This window comes from Algoriphagus pacificus (assembly GCF_017254845.1).
GTDB classification, from domain to species: Bacteria; Bacteroidota; Bacteroidia; order Cytophagales; family Cyclobacteriaceae; genus Algoriphagus; species Algoriphagus pacificus.
In genome coordinates, this window is the sequence record NZ_JAFKCU010000003.1 from 54,816 (window position 1) to 72,299 (window position 17,484).

Consider the following 17,484-nt stretch of genomic DNA (forward strand, 5'->3'; position numbering starts at 1 on the left):
CAGAGAAACTGAATTAATTATCAAAAAACCTTAAAAAAGATCCTTATTAACTTATTTATAGTTAAACTAAGACGCAATAAACCCGCTGTCATTGAAGATTTCTTTTTATCTAAAATTCCTCGTCCTCTGCTGCTTTTTGCTTTGCAGCTTTAAAGCGGTTTCACAGGAAGTAAAAATCAAACTTAGACCTCACTCCCGAAGCCAATATCAAGTTGATTATCATTTTGGGGAAATCTTGGATTTGAGGAAAAACAAGGAGCTGATAGGGGAGGTTTTTTATGTGACTAAAAAGCGGATTCCGGTCAGCTTTGAAGAGGAACTTGATCCTGCATTACTCGATTACTTTAATTCTCAAATAGACACAGCAAGCGAAGATAATCGCAAGATTCAAGTGCGGATTTTGGACTTATCTATTTATGAAAGTCCAAACTATGCGACCAAATTGTACGAGGGAGAATTGAAGTTGAGACTCGCTTTTTATTTTAAAGGAAATCTGAATCCTATTCATCTGGTGACCTATTCCAATCTGGTGAAATACCAACGAACCGCCAATAGCATCAATAAACTGCAGGAGGTTACAAATGAATACCTAGATCAAAGTTTGGCATATTTCAATCAATGGATGGATATGAATGCTGGAACAAATAGAGATCTGGCAAAGTCCGTTCGGATGAATGCAAGGTATATTCTTCCAGATATTCAAAACGATACAATTTTCTATAATCCCAATATTCCTTTGAATTGGGAATATTTCAAAGACAGACCAGATCCCTTGAGTAAATTCAATGCGACTATCACCTGCAGTTTTTCTGTTGAGGGCAATGCCCAACTAAATGATGGGATCATCCAGCAAAATATCTTTATCAAAGCCTTCATGTTGCCTAATCAATCTTGGGTTAAAAATCCCGATGATTACGGAATCAATCATGAACAGAAGCATTTTGATCTGTTAAAGGTGATTGTCGATCGATTGATCTACAGGTTAAATAATACAGAACTAGAGCTAGAATTTTTTGAGGCTAAAATCAATGAAATGTATTTTGATGCCTACAGGGAAATGAACAGAATTCAGGAACTCTATGATACCCAAACCCAGAATGGAATGGATGCCGAGCAACAACAAAAATGGAATTTTTTGATAGTTAAAGCCCTGAAAGGGGAATGGGAAGACTTGGAAAAGGAATTGGGGAATTGATTTTTCTATTATCGGTTTTAGTCCTTTAAGAAACTTGCCCATCTTTACTTTTTCAAACCTATCAGCATCTCATGAGATTAATTCCTTTTTTAGCCCTAATTTTTCTATTGACTTATTGTCAGACCAAACAAGAACAAGCTGTTTCTGAATCAAAAGACGAGATTCTTCAGGTTCATGTCATTCCAGGAGAGCTTCCTGATCCATCTATGATTGAAGTGGATGGAGTGTATTATGCCACGGGTTCATCTAATGATTGGGGACCTTTATATCCGATATATAAATCCACTGACCTGATCCATTGGGATTTTGTAAGCTATGTTTTTCAGGAAATCCCGGGTTGGACTTCTTCCAGCTTTTGGGCACCCGAACTGTATTATAAGGACGGGAAATTCTTTTGCTTCTATACCGCAAAGCGAAAAGATGGGGTATCAGTCATCGGAGTGGCGATTACCACCGATATCCAAAAAGGGTTTGAAGATCAAGGTGAGCTTTTAGCCTGGGGAAATGAAGCTATTGATGCCTTTGTTTTTGAGGAGGACGAGCAATTGTATGTGAGTTGGAAAGCATATGGTCTCAATCCAGATAAGCCCATCACTCTAATCGGATCTAAGCTCTCAGAGGATGGTTTGAGATTAGAGGGTGGGTCATTTGAAATGATAACCGCCGAGGCAGAAAGCTGGGAGAAAGGTGGTATTGAAGGACAAAGCATCTTTGAGAAGGATGGATATATCTACATGCTTTATTCAGGAAATGCTTGTTGCGGAGCTGCCTGTGATTACATGGTTGGAGTGGCAAGAGCTAAATCCTTTTTAGGGCCTTGGGAAAAATTCGAAGGAAATCCGATTTTATCTAGCAATGAAAACTGGAAATGCCCCGGGCATGGCACAGCTCTTAAAACCGGCGAGGATTGGTTTTATCTATATCATGCCTATCCTGCAGCTGGATTTCCTTACCTCGGAAGAAGCACCTTGTTGAGCCAGATGTTTTGGGAAGAAGGAAATTCCTGGCCTTCTTTTAAGGTCAGTGAAACTCCAGCAGAATTAAACAGCCTTTCCTCCGATTGGACAGATGATTTTGAGGGAGAGGAGCTATCCCGATTCTGGAGATATGATATCCCTGCCCATCAATTTGAATCAAGCTTAAAGGATGGAAATCTCCAATTGACAGAAAAAGAAAGAGAGGAATCCAATGCCTCTGGAATATTCCTAGGAATCAATCCAGCTCAAGCTGACTTTAGCATGGAAACCACTGTTTTGACAAGTGGAGAAGCAATGAAAAGTATTTCACTTTACGCTACAAGAGACAAAAGCCTTGGCTTGGGAGTTCAGGCTGGCAACTTGATTTTATGGGAAGTAGTGGATGGAGCATTTGAAGTCCTTCATGAAATGAATGTTGAGGAAACAGAAAAAATCCAGCTGAGAGCAGAGGTAAAAGATGCTCATATTGCTTTATTTTCCTATAGCCTTGATGGTGATAATTGGCTTACTGTTACCAATCAAAAAGAGCAGAAACAAGAGGTAATTGGAGATCATTTGGGCTTTTGGTCATGGGGAATTAAGGCTGGTGTATCCGTAAAAGGCCAATCCAATGAAGCTACTGGGCTTTTTGAGGAATTCAAGATCGAATATGATTGATCTATATGTTTGTTGGGTCCTGATTCACTGATTAAAAGATGGTTTTGATTAACTCATTGAATCCAGAATTAGAATTAGCAGATCTGCCAAAAAGCAGCTAGGAGTCTTTTCATATTGGAATTAATGGGCTATTTTAATAGGATGTTTCGTCTTCAATCCATTCTCCTTTTATTGTTTTTGGTTTTTTCGAACCAGATTTTTTCAGATGCCCAAACTAAAAAGGATACAAAAAATAAACGAAACTCGGTTGTCAAAGAAAGCAATGCCATCCGCGATTATGATGTATCAAAGTTGACCAAACCTCTGGAACAAAATCCTGGGCTGGATGAATCAAAAGAATATTTTATTCAGACTTTCTCTGGGCTTCAAAATCGGATATTGAGCCATGCGGTTAATCCAAATAGTGAAACAGACATGAGAGTTAACCTGAAACGGATTTTAGGAGGGGATAATAGGTATTGGCAGTTTAAAAAGAAGGAGGACGGGAAATATATTATTTATGGAAAATACACAGTTCAAAAAAAAGGTTGTTTAGGTAGTGATTCACGGTTTGTTCCATGCGATAACAGGTATTCTCAGGATTGGGATATAATTATGAATCCTGATGGAAGTTATAGCTTTCGTGCCTCAGAAAGCGGAAAATATTTAGCCCATACCCAAACTACAAATCAACTTTCTAATAATTCAATTACACTGATTGATAATAGAAATGAAGATAGGGCTAAATGGGTACTTCAGCCAAATGATTTGGCTTTTACATTTTATTTAGATGGCCAACCAAAGAATATCGCTAACGCATGTATCGATAATTTAATCAGAGGAGACCGGGAATTTGGGGGTGATCCAAATGTGACTGTTTCAGTAAAATTAATTCCAACCCCAAGTTCACTGAATGCAGAAATAGAAATCAAAATGATCCGAAACGAAACACAAGTTTCCAAAGTGATCAGAGAGAATGTACTTAGTTTTACACCTATCAGGCCAGATGGGATAATTGGAGAAATGATAAGTCCGAATGTTCTTTACTTTTCGATGGATTTAAATGGTCACGGTGAGCATGAACTTTTGGCTGGAAGAGATTTTCCAGAAGACAGCCCTGTACGTAGAATTATTTTGAGAGGGGATACGATGGGAGCTGATATCAGTGATGATCGAGACTGTACCGATGATGCAGAATTGATTTTAATCGAATTCAATCCCGTATTGCTAAAAGGACATCGAAAGATGTAAGTTATTTACCCTACAACTGAATGAAATGCGGCTGCCCTTTTTGTGTGTCTATTTGCTTGATTTTTTCTGGATGTAATACATTAAAATAAAAATATCCTAATTCTGTTATTTTTAGTTAAAAGCCCTTTTATTATCTCTTAATAAAAATTAATTTCTCTGAAATTTCATTTTGCATAGCACCCTGATTTCGATTTGAATCTGTCTTTTTTACCCTAAACCAATACTTATGAGGCCTTCCATTTTCATCAGAGGATTGACTGTATGGCTAGTTTTATTTTTATCCAAGGCGGTTTTGGCTGAGACTGTAACGGAGATTCGGGTAAATCTAGGTGGCTATCCAGCGAATATGCCCAAGAAAGCGCTGGTTTTGAGTAAAGTGGAATTGAATGGCGAGCAGGCTATCCTTCGAAATTCAGCCGGTTTGGAGATTCGGAAATTAAGTTTGAATCAACTTGAATCCGCTTGGGAACCTTTCCAATACTATTATCAGATGGACTTTTCAATAGTGGAGGAAGCAGGTGAATATTATGTGGAGCTGGAAAAGTCCAAGGTTAAAAGTGAGCCCTTTTTCATAGGTTCCTATCCTGCCTGGCAGGAGGATGTTGTTTCATTTATCCGCACTCAGCGCTGTGGTTTCAATCCCTTGACACAGGAATTTTGTCATCAGGATGATGGCTTAAGCTTTTTTGGACTTTGGTCTGATTCTACAAAAATTGATGCAACTGGTGGTTGGCATGATGCAGGAGATCAATTGAAATATCTAATTACGAGTAGTAATACCGCGGCCAGGTTACTGATGACTTTCCAGATGAAACCGGAAAAGTTTAAAGATCAGGTGGATGCCAAAGGTTTACCTGGTGGAAATGAATTGCCAGATATTTTGGATGAGGCAAAATGGGGTTTAGACTGGATCTTAAAACTCCACCCAGGACCCAATGAATTGTATCATCAGGTGGCAGATGACAGAGATCATCGTGGCTTTAAATTACCTCATGAAGACAATGCTGATTACGGTTGGGGGGCAAATAGTTTTAGACCCGTTTATTTTGCTACAGGTAAGCCCCAAGGATTGGCTGAATATAAAAGTGAGGCAACCGGGATAGCAAATTTAGCTGGAAGGTCAGCAGCAACTCTAGCTCTAGGTTATCAGGTTTTTATCAGCTTTGAAGGCTATCATGACTTTGCTCATCAGTGTATGAAAGCAGCTGTAGAGCTTTATGAAATGGGCAAAAAGCAAGAGGGGTTCCAGCAAGGAAATAGTTTCAGTGCTCCGTATCGCTATGAAGAAAATACTTGGGCTGATGATATGGAATGGGCTGCTGCTGAGTTGTTTAAAGTTTCCAAAGAAAAGCAATACCTAGATGATGCCCGTCATTATGCAGATCTGATTCAGGCTTGGTCTTGGATGGAAAGAGATAGTGCCAGCCATTATGAAATGTATCCTTATGTCAACATGGGTCATTATGCTTTATGGCAGATTGGAAAAGAGGAGGACAAGAAAAAGATGGTGGATTATTATGAACAAAACCTCGAAAAAATTCTAATCCGAGCAGAGCAGAATCCCTATGGTGTAGGTCATTTGTTTATTTGGTGTTCCAATAATTTGGCAGCGGCCGTAGCAACTCAAGCGATGCTCTATGAAGAAATGACGGGCTCTAAAAAGTACCGAAAGTTGATGATGGATCATATGAATTGGCTTTTGGGATTAAATCCTTGGAGCAGCAGTATGCTGACAGGCATTCCAGAGCATGCAGATCATCCTGTGGATGTGCACATGCCTTTCTGGAGAATCCTTAATATTCCTGTAAAAGGTAGCTTGGTGGACGGCCCTTTATGGTCTTCCATTCATGAAAATATGCTTGGGATAGAGCTTTCGGAGCCAGATGAATATGCACATTTACAACCCAAGCATATCAAATACATGGATGATTGGATGGATTACAGTACCAATGAACCCACTTTAGACGGTTCAGCCGAACTCTTGATGATTCTGACTTTTCTGAATAATGAGTAAGACTTTATTTTTCTATATCCTTTTTCTAGCAGTTCAATTTAAAGCATTGACTACTTGATAGAAGGAGAAGGGATATAAGTTTGAAAAATTTTAAAGTGGAGAAATTCAAAATAAACAAAGCAGTAAAATGAAGTATAAAGCATCAATGGATTGGGTGGCGATATTGATTACAATAGGAGTTTTGGTGTTGTTTACTTTTATAGCTCTAAAACCTATTTGGCAAATGATGGAGGAGGAGGGAGAATTTAAATTCAGCCTTGTTTATTTTGGAGTAATACTTCTGTTCGCGGGAATTTATATTGGCTGCTGGATATTTGCCCCTCAGTCCTATACATTGAATAGAAGTGAATTGAAAGTGAATCGAGTGATTGGAAGTGTAACCTTTAAGATTTCTGAAATAAAAAGTATACGAATCCTTGAAGATTTTGAGTCTAGAGGGACAATTCGAACTTTTGGCGTTGGTGGATTATTTGGATACTATGGGAAATTCTACATTCCAAAAATCGGGAGTTCGACTTTTTATGCAACTCAAAGGAAAAACAAAATCTTACTGGAGCTCCGGGATGGAAGGAATATCGTAATTACTCCTGATGACTTAGGATTGTATGATCGCTTGACTGAGTATAAAAACTCTTAATTGACTTTTGAATCAAAACTCATAAATCTGTACTCATTTTAGAGTTAATATCTCTGAGAGCCTGATCGAGTTCTTTCGCAGAAGTATTGATATGGGTTAATAAGTCCTTTTTTTCTTCATTATCCAATTCAAACCCATTGATCAGATCTGCAATTCCAAGGATCCTGGCCAAAGGAGCTCTTACAATATGGGATTGTTCGAAGGCTAATTCCCTTAATTTTTTGTTCTGAGATTCCAAGGAATTTAAAAAATTGATCTGCTCGGAAATATTCTGGAAGGCCGCAATGAAGGTATATTTTTTACTTTTTTCGTTTAGGACTTTCATCCCATAGGCTTTGAGAATAATCGCATCTCCATTTTTGGAGATAATTTGCTTTGTCAGTTGAAAACTCTTGTTTTCCTTGGAAGAGGCAATTTCCATAAGATCTTCAAAACTTTCTTCTTGAATTTCTTTTGGAAAAAACTCAAGAATATGTTTCCCAATCAATTCCTCACTTTTGAACCCGGTCATCTTAAAAATATTTTCTGAGATACTTTTGATTTTCCCTGATTCATCGAGTTTCAATATTCCCAGGTCCGGATTTTTGAAAAGGAGTTCCAAATCAATATTTCTTCTTTTGACACGACTATAAAGTCGGTTGATTAAAATATAGATAAGTAATGCAGTGATGACTACAAAAAAGACCCCTTTGATGGATTGATAGGTTGACATTTGGCGGATATCATCGCTGACCAAAGTCTCTGCTACGCTGTCACTAAACAGAATCCAAACAATACCCAAAACCAAATAAGTCAAAGCGATTGACCAAGGTTTGTTGATGTAAAAGGATTTCCCCATAGGCATTAGGAACTGGATCTTTTCTCTAATTAAATCAATTCCATTTAATTAATAAGACCGACATATTAATATTCTTCAATTAGGACTTTACCCTCAATTCCCGAGGGCATGGTTTTCCAATTACTCGCATCAAAGGGTTTGTAGTCAATATTGACAAAATTGATTTCATGGTAATTTCTCCATTCAATTCCATTTCTATCCAAATACCGGATGCTATTGGCCATAAGATTGGCAACTTCTATTTTGATGCTGTTTTTTCCATCTTTTAGGTGCTCCGTAATATCCAACTGATAAGGGATGCTCCAAACTGCGCCGGCATATTCTTCATTTATCCAGATTTTGGCACTTTCATGCACTTTTTCAAAAGTCAATAAGTATTGCTTTCCCTCAGTTTTCAAAAGTTCTAATTCAGAAGAATATGTAGCCTGTCCCGAGAAGTCATCTGCTTCAGCTTCTCCTTGATCCGTCCAAGGCTGGATGTAGTCCATCTTTTGGGTTGCAGGAACTTTGGGTTGACCGGCACTGAAAGTAAGTGACCAATTGGAAGAAATATCTGTTGCATTCCCTGAACTACTGTAATCAGGCCAAACGGGTAGAGAAGAGGCTTGGGAGTCTAGGACTTTGATAAATATGGATTCCCCTGATTTCAAATAGATGGTTGTTGTGGTTTTTTCTCCCTCTTTTTGTGAAGCTAGTTTCCCTCTTTTTCCAGTTAATGGATCCATCAAAATCAATTGATCAGCATTCACATTTAGGGATATTTTCTCTTGAATCGTATTGGGACTGTGATTTACTAGGAAATAATAAGTGCCATCCTCAGCTTTTCTTCGGATAAAATCTAATCCAGTATCTACCAATGTTTCTCTATCAATTCTCAGCTCTTCTAAGGCAGATTGAATGGAATTGGAAAGGATTATTTGACCATTTCCATGATCGGATTTTCCGTTTTCAAAATTCAGACTTTCCCATAATTGATCCAAAGCTGCCTGCATGGCTGCGGATTCTGGATGAAAGCCAGGAACAGATTTTGGCTTACTTTGAAAAATCACCTTAGCACCTTCATCAGCTAATCTGAGGATATTTTTCAAGGTTTCCATGGGCATAAATTCCGTGTCTGGAATGATTAAGACCTGCGCTTGATGCTTTTCAGATGCTTTGAGCATTCCTTGATCTACCTGAGTTTTGGAGATCATATCATCCGAAATGAAATCCAAGGAATAGCCTACATCCATCATTTGTTTTGACTGTTTGTAAAAGTCTGTTGGGTGTAGCCATTCATCCACTGCATGCACTGTAATCATCTCCATTTTACCCTTGGGTTCTGCCCAAACATCGTATACCGGCCAATAAACCAGCAATTCATTATCTGCCTTTCCAGATTGCAGGATGGACTGGGTTCGGGTGATGAATTGATTGAACTCATCGAAATGAGGCCAGAGACTGTTTTGTTGGGTCAGGTTTAAGGAAGCATAGAATAGCCAGCCTGGGTAGGGGACATCTTCTGGGCTATAAGTGACTCCATGGTAAAAAATATGATTTACGCCAGCTAGGAATGCTTGCTCAACTTCTGGTTTCATCTGGGAAAAAGAAGATTTGAAATGTTCTCCTAGCCATGTGAAAGTTTCCGAGGAAACCAGATTTTTCCCTGTGACATGAGCAGCCGAGGATGCAAACTTCAACATGATTGGATCGGGATCCACATTTCGGATATCCGCACTGTCTCTTCTTAAACCCGGAATTGGAAAGTAACTTGATCCAAAAGTTTCACATTCTGGAATATCAACTGATGCATAGAGATCTAATAAATTGCCCGGCGAACCATGAGCCTGATTTTTGGTCAATTTGGATTGGCTATGTGCCCAATCTGACCAATTTTTAGTGAAGTTGCTAAGCAACAAATCATTAATAGTTTCTCTATAATCTGACTTGATTCTGCGGACAATTTCTGAATCATCTTGGCTTTCCAGATAGGGTAAATAGTTCTTTAAATCATACCCTCTTAATTTTTCAAATTCTTCAAAAAATCCAACTGTAAAATCCGCTCCATAAACTTCGAAGCTGTCGTTATAAAATGCTCTAAAGCCATAATCCTTGACTGCAAAGGCTTGTGCAAAATGTTGATTATAAGCATCCACCGCTGATTTACTAAAATGATCCAAGGTGAAACCCACACCTCCGGGAGCAGCCCGCTTCACTTTCTGTCCGGTTTTATCCAAGAAAATAGCTTTGATCTGCCAGTTGCCGGGTTTATTCCAATTTAGCTTTCCATTCTCATCCACAAACTCCGTGATATTTACTGCATTCAATTCTTCATCATAAGCCATGACAGCGACCAGCTTGCCAATTGGCTGGCTTTCATTTCTTCTCTGGAAAAGTATAGGAACTGATAAGGGTTTTCCATCCTGCTTGCTATAATCCTGGATTTTCATACTTGTGGCAGCATGCTCTAAGCTGACTTGTGGACCTCCAAAGGGCCAGCCAGTTCCTTGGGTCAGATCTACACCCATTTTAAGGGAATCAGCTTTTTGAACGGTGAACTCAAGCATTTCCAACCAATCCTCCGATAGGTAATCAATGTATCGATCCTCGTATCCCTTTGCTCCATAGATTGGAGCAATTTCAACTCCTCCAATTCCGGCTTTTTGATAGGATTCCATTAAAGACGAAATGTTCTTCTGATCCACCGCACTTCCCATCCACCACCAGCGTGTCCAAGGTTTGGAGGTCAGGGTTATTTCTGGCCAGTCATCAGAACCTTTCTGAGTTTGATTATCAGTATTACAACTTAAAAAGGAGAGTGCAAAAAGCAGAATAAGTGGGAGGCTTTTGAGCTTCATAAGAGTGGGTTTAAAGCAGGGTAAAAACGTTGGGTAGGGCAACTGAAACAGGAGAGTTATCTGGGTTGGTTTCCATAAGATCGGCCATATATTTCCACCAGTGTTGAACGATTTCTGTTCCTCCAAGATCCTGCGAATTGGCATCCCCTTCAATGACCTGATATGCAAAAAGACAAGAAGTTTCTTTATCCAAAAATATCTGATAATCAACGATTCCTGTGTCTTTTAATAAAGTAACCAATTCAGGCCAAATCTCCCGATGTCTCCTTTCATATTCGGCTTCATTTCCGGGAATCAATTTCATTCGGAAAGCAATTTTTTTCAACATAGCTTATTTACGATTTCGGATTTACGATTTCTGAACCATCTCTACTTCGTACTTCTTTCAAAGTCACTTTTTCAAATATTCCTTCAATTCAATTTCCTCCAGATCAGCGATTGCTCTCGCTACAATTTCAGCATTCAGTTCAGCGCCTTCTTGAATGGTATGGGTATGGTCCTTGTCATTGAAGAAATGGTCTTTCACATAGCTTTCTCCTAAACTGTCATAGTAATTTGCTACCAACTGATTCAGGTCGATAAAAGCTGTGTACGTATCCAGTGCAACCTGCTTGGCCCAAAGTCCATAATCCGAATCAGCACGGGTTACTTTTCCCTCAACCCAATTATTTCTAGGAATCAAGGAACACACAATCGGAGTAACTCCTTTGGCTTTTGCCGCTAAGATCATTTGTCTCAGATATTGTCCATAGGAATAGACAGTTTCCTGCTTTTTGGTTATAGGATTATAGATAATCTCAGCTTCTAGTCCAGCACTTTTGATAGTTCCTCTAGCTCTTAAAGTATCTGCCAAAGGACTTGAATCATTATGTCCAAACTGCATAATCAAATAATCTCCAGGTTCCATTTTATCCAGAACTTTCTCCCAAAGACCATAAGCCTGGAATGTTCGGCTGCTGGTTCCTCCGAGCGCATGATTTTGCACTTTGATTCGATCCAGATCGAAGAAGGGGGCAATAAAATCTCCCCAGCCCCATAATCCTCCGGCACCATCTCCTTGTCCATTTTTAACAGTGGAATCACCAATCAAAAACAAGGTTGGCTTGTCTTTTTTTAGGTAGTCTTTCAAATCTGTGTTTTCGAGGGCTCGAATCCCTTCTGTGACAGACCAGGCATTGATTCTGGCACCAGCCTCATTGGTATGGGTATGGTCTTTTTCGAAAAGTCCTTTGACTACATCAGGACCCCATTCATCATATTGATCAGCGACGATGGAATTTAAATCAATAAATGGGACTCCATGCCTTCTAGCTGCCTCTCTAGCCCATTTTCCAAAATCCTGATTTGCTCGCTCAACTTCTCCATCCTGAAATTTGTTTCTGGGAATCATCGAGGCTACAATAGGAGTTGCTCCTTTAACTTTGGTGTCCTGAATGAATTTTTCCAAATACCATCCATAGGTATGTACTGTTTCTTTGGTTCCATCAGGCCAAGATAATTCCTTTGTTTCATCTCCCATTCCTCTCAAAACTCCTCTATAACCTGCCCTTGTGGTATCTGGGACAGAGCCCTCATTATGCCCAAACTGCATGATCACATAATCTCCGGCTTGCAGGGTGGAAAGTACCTTTTCCCATCTTCCTTCTTTTATAAAAGTTCGGGTACTTCTACCCGCCATTGCCTGATTGCTGACAGTTAGTTTGGTGCTGTCGAAGAATTCCTGAAGAAAATTACCCCAACCTCTCTGAAGATTCCCTTCTCCGCCATTTCTGACAGTAGAATCCCCTATCAGATACAGCGTTTTTGGATTCGATTCTTGTTTCCCATGAAATGCCAAAAGGAGGAGGCTAAAAATTACGATTAGAATTGAGAGGCTTTTAAAATTGGTTTTCAAGAGCGGGTTCATTGTACAGGTTCGATTAAAAACTTTTAATAAGTTTATAAAAACTAATGTAAAAAAAGTAAACAGGAAGACTTTAAGCTGTTCCTTGAATGGTCTTTAAAATTTAATTTTAGTAATTCTTTTTCAGCAGAAGTTTGAAAAAGTAGAATTAGCAGAGAAAGAAATTTTCAGAAAAATTATAAATGGATAAAGTAAACAGAGTCTTTTTTGCGGTACCACCAATGGTACATTTGTTGGATATTTCTGGTCCAGCACATGCTTTTTACGAGGCAGCAGAAATGGTGACTGATTTAAAAACTTACTTTATTGGGACAGAGCAAGGAGCCACTCAAAAATCCAGTGCGGGACTTTCCTTGAGTGATTTGGTTAACTTTAATGATTTTCGGCTTTCCTCTGAGGATTGGATTTTTGTTCCTGGGATAGATTCTGAGCTCCTTTTAAGTGAGGAGTTTGCTGTCAAAAACCAAGCTTTTTTTGATTGGTTGAAAGTGCAATATGTGTCTGGAGCCAAAATCTGTTCGGTTTGTACCGGGACTTTTATCTTGGCTATGTCCGGAATTTTAGATGGGAAAAATTGCACTACCCATTGGAAGTATATGGAACGATTTCGGAACAGATTCCCTAGAACAAACTGGTTGGAAGATAGACTTTTTGTGCAGGACGGCAGGATCTACTCCAGTGCAGGAGTTACCTCGGGCATTGATTTATCCTTGTATGTTTTGGAGGAAATCTACGGGCCTATCCTAGCTATGAAAGTTGCCAAAGAACTGGTTTTATACCTTAGAAGATCAAAGGAAGATCCTCAACTGAGTGTTTTTCTTCAATTCCGAAATCACTTGGACAATAGAATCCATGAAGTTCAGGATTACATGGCGGCGAATCTTGATCAGGATCTGAGCGTGGAAAGCCTAGGTGAGCATGCCTGCATGAGTCCTAGAAGTTTGAGTAGAAATTTTAAAAAGACGACTGGCATTACTTTGGGAGAATATCGAGATAAGCTCCGAGTGGAAAGAGCTGTAAAAATGCTTGCCAATGGTCAAAAGTTGGAGGCTGTGACTTCGGGTTGTGGATTGAAAAGCAGCAATCAATTACGTACCCTACTTAAGAAATACGAGGGAGTTCTACCGAATCAACTGGCCGAATACTGAGCCCGATTGTCCTTTCATGTAGAGGAGACTCCATTTAGCTTTGTAGAAAAAGCTAGCCATGAAATATTTATATACCCTTTTTTTAGCTGTAACTATGTTCCTTTCCGCCAGCGCTCAGGATTCTCCACAGTATATCTGCCCGCCTTGCGATTCGGAATGTGATTCGGTTGTCCATGATCAACCCGGGATTTGTCCTCATTGTAACATGCCCTTGATCCAAAAGCAGGAAATAAAAACCATCGCTTTTTACCTTCAGGATGGGGTAGAGGTGTTGGATTTTGCGGGACCTTTGGAAGTATTCTCTTACGCTGGATATAAAGTATTCACAGTTTCTAAGACCAAAGCTCCGATTAAGTCCCAAGGAGTTTTAAAAGTCACTCCGGATTATTCCATTGAGGATGCTCCCAAAGCCGATATTCTTGCTTTTTTTGGTGGAAATGCAGCTTCTGCTTACAGGGATCCTGAAGTGGTGGATTGGATCAAAAAGCAAACGGAAACCGAATACTATTTTTCAGTATGTACTGGTGCTTTCTTGCTTGCTGAATCCGGAGTTCTGGACGGGATGACTGCCACAACTTTTCACGACGCATTGAACAATTTAGAGGAAAACTACCCAGCTGTAGATGTGCGGAAGGATGTTCGTTTTGTAGATAATGGGAAAGTGATTACAACAGCTGGGATTTCTGCAGGAATAGATGGCGCTTTGCATTTGGTGGCCAAATTTCAAGGTCTGAAAAAAGCCAAGCGAACCGCTTTTTATATGGAATATGACAATTGGGTTCCAGGAGATGGCTTAATCTTGACAAACGAGGATCCCTATCTTTTTCAAGCCATGAATTTGGGTTTGGAAGATTATACAGGGAAATACGAGTATAAGGATAATACTACGCTGGAATTCATTTTAAATGAAAAATCCCAGGAGTTGAATGCAATAATCAAGGGAGTGAAATATCCGCTATACCATGAGTCTGGGGATGTATTTTCGGATGTGGATGGGGATTTGGTCTATTTTGATAGGAATGCCCAAGGGGACATTCTTGGATATAGAGTGCAAAAAGAGGGAACCCTATATGCCAAAATCCAAACTCAATAGATTGCTTCAGGCCTATTCAAAAAGCTTGATTTGTCTGATTTTTCAAACGAATCGGCTTTGCCAAAAACTCCCGCTTTCCTGCCATTTACGTAATTGATTTCATGAGGCTTTGTGGTGCTTGCTTTTTCCCTTAATTTAAGTGACACAACCTTAATTCTATGATCAATCAAACTACAAAAAAATTAAAGGGCTTTTTGGCTATGGGTCTGCTGCTTTCGGCAGTTGGACTTCCAAATGCCCAGGCACAGAAAATTCCTGACCAAGTGGTCAAGGCAATCAAATTCAGGGAGATCGGTCCCACTAGACAAGGCGGTCGCTATGTGGAATTTGCCGTTGTAGCAAATTCCACCAAGGTAATTTATGCAGCCACTGCTTCAGGCGGTCTTTGGAAATCAATCAATAATGGACAGTCATGGACTCCGATTTTTGATAATGAGTCGGTGATTTCCATCGGATCGGTTGCCGTTGATCAGAAAAATCCAGACGTAATCTGGGTTGGTTCAGGCGAGGCAAATAATTCTAGAAGTTCCTATTGGGGAGATGGTATCTACAAATCCACAGATGCAGGTAAAACCTGGAAAAACATGGGTTTGCCGGAGACGCATCACATTGGAAGAATCGTCATTGACCCAAGCAACTCAGATGTAGTATATGTTGCTGCGTTGGGCAAATTGTATTCAGATAATTCTGAAAGAGGTGTTTATAAAACCACCGATGGAGGAAAGACTTGGGCGAAAGTTTTGGAAGTTAAAAAAGAGGATGGCAAAGACGTAGGTGTTGTAGATATCAGCATGAGTCCTGATGATCCCAATATTCTGATTGCTGCAGCTTATGATAAAATCAGACGTCCTTGGACTTTCAACGAAGGTGGAGAGGGAAGTGCGATTTACAAATCTACCGATGCAGGTAAAACCTGGAAAAAGCTTGAGAATGGTCTTCCAGGAGGATTTTTGGGTAGAATAGGAGTGGCTTATGCTCCTGGAAATCCCAAAGTGGTCTATGCCAATGTAGAGAATGTGAATGTAGAAGGTGTTTCTACAGAGGAAAGAAGAAGAATGCTGGAAGTGGGTATTCCATTAGGCAAAGGACAAAAAGTAGTCGGTACAGAAATGTACAGATCAGATGATGGAGGGGAAAGCTGGAGAAAAATCAGCCCAGATGGAGAGGATATCGGAGGAGCACCATCATATTATTACCAGCAGGTAATTGTCGATCCTAATGATGAAGATCATGCATATGTTTTGGGTATTCGTGTTTGGGAAACCAAAGATGGAGGAGCAAATTGGGGTTCGCCATTTAGATTCGGTGGTGATAATCATGCGATGTGGATAGATCCTGCTGACTCAGAGCACATGCTTTTGGGCTATGATCACGGTATGGGTATAACCTATGATGCAGGTAAAACCTGGTATCATCCAGATGAATTGCCTTTGGCTCAATTCTATGCTGTAGATGTGGATATGGCTTCCCCATACAATGTATATGGTGGACTTCAGGATAATGGATCCGTGAGAGGTCCTAGCTCTATGAAAGATGGAAGCTCTATTCCATTTGAAGCTTGGCAGCGAGTTGGTGGTGGAGATGGAATGTATAATGTGGTTGACCGAACTAACAATAGATATTTATATAATGAATCACAGTTTGGCCCGATTCAGCGAATGGATTTGGAAACCGGAGATTCGAAAAGTATCCGATACGAAGGCGCAAGAAATATGCGTTGGAACTGGAACTCACCAATTGTAGTATCTGCGCACGATGCAGATGTGATTTATCATGCAGGCAACAAAGTCTTGAGATCTAGTTTCAGAGGTGAAAACTGGGAGGAAATCAGTCCTGATCTTTCTAAGAATGATACTTTAAAGCAAAATGGAACAGGTAATATTCAGTACGGTACCATCACTACTTTAGAGGAATCTCCATTGGATCCAAAAGAACTTTGGGCAGGAACAGATGACGGTAACGTGCAGATGACTAAAGATGGAGGAAAAACCTGGACCTTATTAAATGAGAACATTCCGAATAATCCTGAGTATTGGGTGACTCGAGTGGAAGCTTCTGCCCATTATCCAGGAACAGCTTATGTTGCCTTCAATGGCATGAGAAGAGATGATTTTACTTCTTATTTATACAAGACTACCGACTGGGGTAAAACTTGGACTTCAATAGCAGCTGGTATTCCTCCAGCAGGTGTTAATGTAATTCGTGAGGATCATAAGAATCCTGACCTTCTTTTTGTGGGAACTGAATTGGGTACTTTCGCCAGCATTGATGGTGGTAAGAACTGGACGAAGTTTATGACCAATATGCCTGTTAATCCAGCTTATGATATGGTTATTCACCCTAGAGATAATGAATTGGTCGTAGCCACTCATGGTAGAGGAATTTTCATTGCTGATATTGCTCCACTTCAAGGAATGAGTGCAGATGTAATGAATGCTGATTTGACTTTGTTTGATATTCAACCAGCTGTTCAATACGCAGGTGAATTGAGTAATGTGACGGCTTCTACTAATTTCAATGGAGAAAGCAGAGCACCAGGAACTCATGTTCATTTCAATGCTAAATCTGCAGGGAAAGCGACTGTCAAAGTTTTCAGAGGAGCTAAGGAAATCTATAAAACTGAAATGGATGCCAAAGCTGGTTTGAACACCTTCAATTGGAGATTCCAGGAGGTTACCGGAGAAAGATCCCAGAAGGAATTGGATCAAATGGCGGAACGATTTAGAAGCTTTGGAATGGAAGAAGATGACATCCAAAGAAGAATGGAAGGTATGAAATACCTAAGCCGAACAGTAGGTCCTGGAACTTACAAAGTTCAAGTAGAAATGAATGGCAAAACTGTTTCAAAAGAGGCAATTGTCATGAAAGATTACTGGAGCGGAAATTAATATCCTAATACTCAAAAAGCCCGAGCTGTATTCATAGCTCGGGCTTTTTTGTCTTAAGCTAACCAAA

General features: G+C 39.8%; 12 protein-coding genes. 8 read left to right on the forward strand and 4 right to left on the reverse strand.

The window, feature by feature from the left end; genetic code table 11:
• The first annotated feature begins 91 nt into the window (after window positions 1-91).
• The 5 genes from J0A69_RS12760 (at window position 92) to J0A69_RS12780 (ending at window position 6,710) form a co-directional block, all read left to right on the forward strand.
• Window positions 92-1,195, forward strand: coding sequence for a hypothetical protein (locus J0A69_RS12760; RefSeq protein WP_206586993.1), 1,104 nt, complete (start codon window positions 92-94; stop codon window positions 1,193-1,195).
• Between the two features lie 71 nt (window positions 1,196-1,266).
• Window positions 1,267-2,829, forward strand: coding sequence for a glycoside hydrolase family 43 protein (locus tag J0A69_RS12765; RefSeq protein ID WP_206586994.1), 1,563 nt, complete (start codon window positions 1,267-1,269; stop codon window positions 2,827-2,829).
• Window positions 2,830-2,970: 141 nt separating this feature from the next.
• Window positions 2,971-4,059 (forward strand): RICIN domain-containing protein, encoded by a 1,089-nt coding sequence (locus tag J0A69_RS12770; protein WP_206586995.1) that lies wholly within the window; start codon window positions 2,971-2,973, stop codon window positions 4,057-4,059.
• Between the two features lie 226 nt (window positions 4,060-4,285).
• Window positions 4,286-6,073, forward strand: coding sequence for a glycoside hydrolase family 9 protein (locus J0A69_RS12775; RefSeq protein WP_206586996.1), 1,788 nt, complete (start codon window positions 4,286-4,288; stop codon window positions 6,071-6,073).
• A gap of 127 nt (window positions 6,074-6,200) precedes the next feature.
• A complete protein-coding gene (locus tag J0A69_RS12780) occupies window positions 6,201-6,710 on the forward strand; it encodes a PH domain-containing protein (RefSeq protein WP_206586997.1) in 510 nt (169 codons plus the stop codon).
• Window positions 6,711-6,729: 19 nt separating this feature from the next.
• Here J0A69_RS12780 and J0A69_RS12785 read toward each other — a convergent pair whose 3' ends face one another.
• The 4 genes from J0A69_RS12785 to J0A69_RS12800 all read right to left on the reverse strand — a co-directional run bounded on the left by J0A69_RS12785 (window position 6,730) and on the right by J0A69_RS12800 (window position 12,279).
• Window positions 6,730-7,548, reverse strand: a complete 819-nt coding sequence (locus J0A69_RS12785) for a PAS domain S-box protein (RefSeq protein ID WP_206586998.1) — start codon at window positions 7,546-7,548, stop codon at window positions 6,730-6,732.
• 65 nt (window positions 7,549-7,613) lie between these two features.
• Window positions 7,614-10,385 (reverse strand): glycosyl hydrolase, encoded by a 2,772-nt coding sequence (locus J0A69_RS12790; protein ID WP_206586999.1) that lies wholly within the window; start codon window positions 10,383-10,385, stop codon window positions 7,614-7,616.
• Between the two features lie 10 nt (window positions 10,386-10,395).
• On the reverse strand, window positions 10,396-10,713 hold the full coding sequence (gene rhaM, locus J0A69_RS12795) for an L-rhamnose mutarotase (RefSeq protein ID WP_206587000.1): 318 nt from the start codon (window positions 10,711-10,713) through the stop codon (window positions 10,396-10,398).
• 63 nt (window positions 10,714-10,776) lie between these two features.
• A complete protein-coding gene (locus tag J0A69_RS12800) occupies window positions 10,777-12,279 on the reverse strand; it encodes a rhamnogalacturonan acetylesterase (protein ID WP_236032869.1) in 1,503 nt (500 codons plus the stop codon).
• 191 nt (window positions 12,280-12,470) lie between these two features.
• Here J0A69_RS12800 and J0A69_RS12805 point away from each other — a divergent pair, with 191 nt between their 5' ends.
• From J0A69_RS12805 to J0A69_RS12815, 3 genes are all read left to right on the forward strand, one after another.
• Window positions 12,471-13,436, forward strand: a complete 966-nt coding sequence (locus J0A69_RS12805) for a GlxA family transcriptional regulator (protein WP_206587002.1) — start codon at window positions 12,471-12,473, stop codon at window positions 13,434-13,436.
• Between the two features lie 58 nt (window positions 13,437-13,494).
• Entirely contained in the window at window positions 13,495-14,529 is a 1,035-nt protein-coding gene (locus J0A69_RS12810) for a DJ-1/PfpI family protein (protein WP_206587003.1), read from the forward strand.
• A 158-nt stretch (window positions 14,530-14,687) separates the two neighbouring features.
• Window positions 14,688-17,417, forward strand: a complete 2,730-nt coding sequence (locus tag J0A69_RS12815; RefSeq protein ID WP_236032871.1) for a WD40/YVTN/BNR-like repeat-containing protein — start codon at window positions 14,688-14,690, stop codon at window positions 17,415-17,417.
• The last annotated feature ends 67 nt before the right edge of the window (window positions 17,418-17,484 follow it).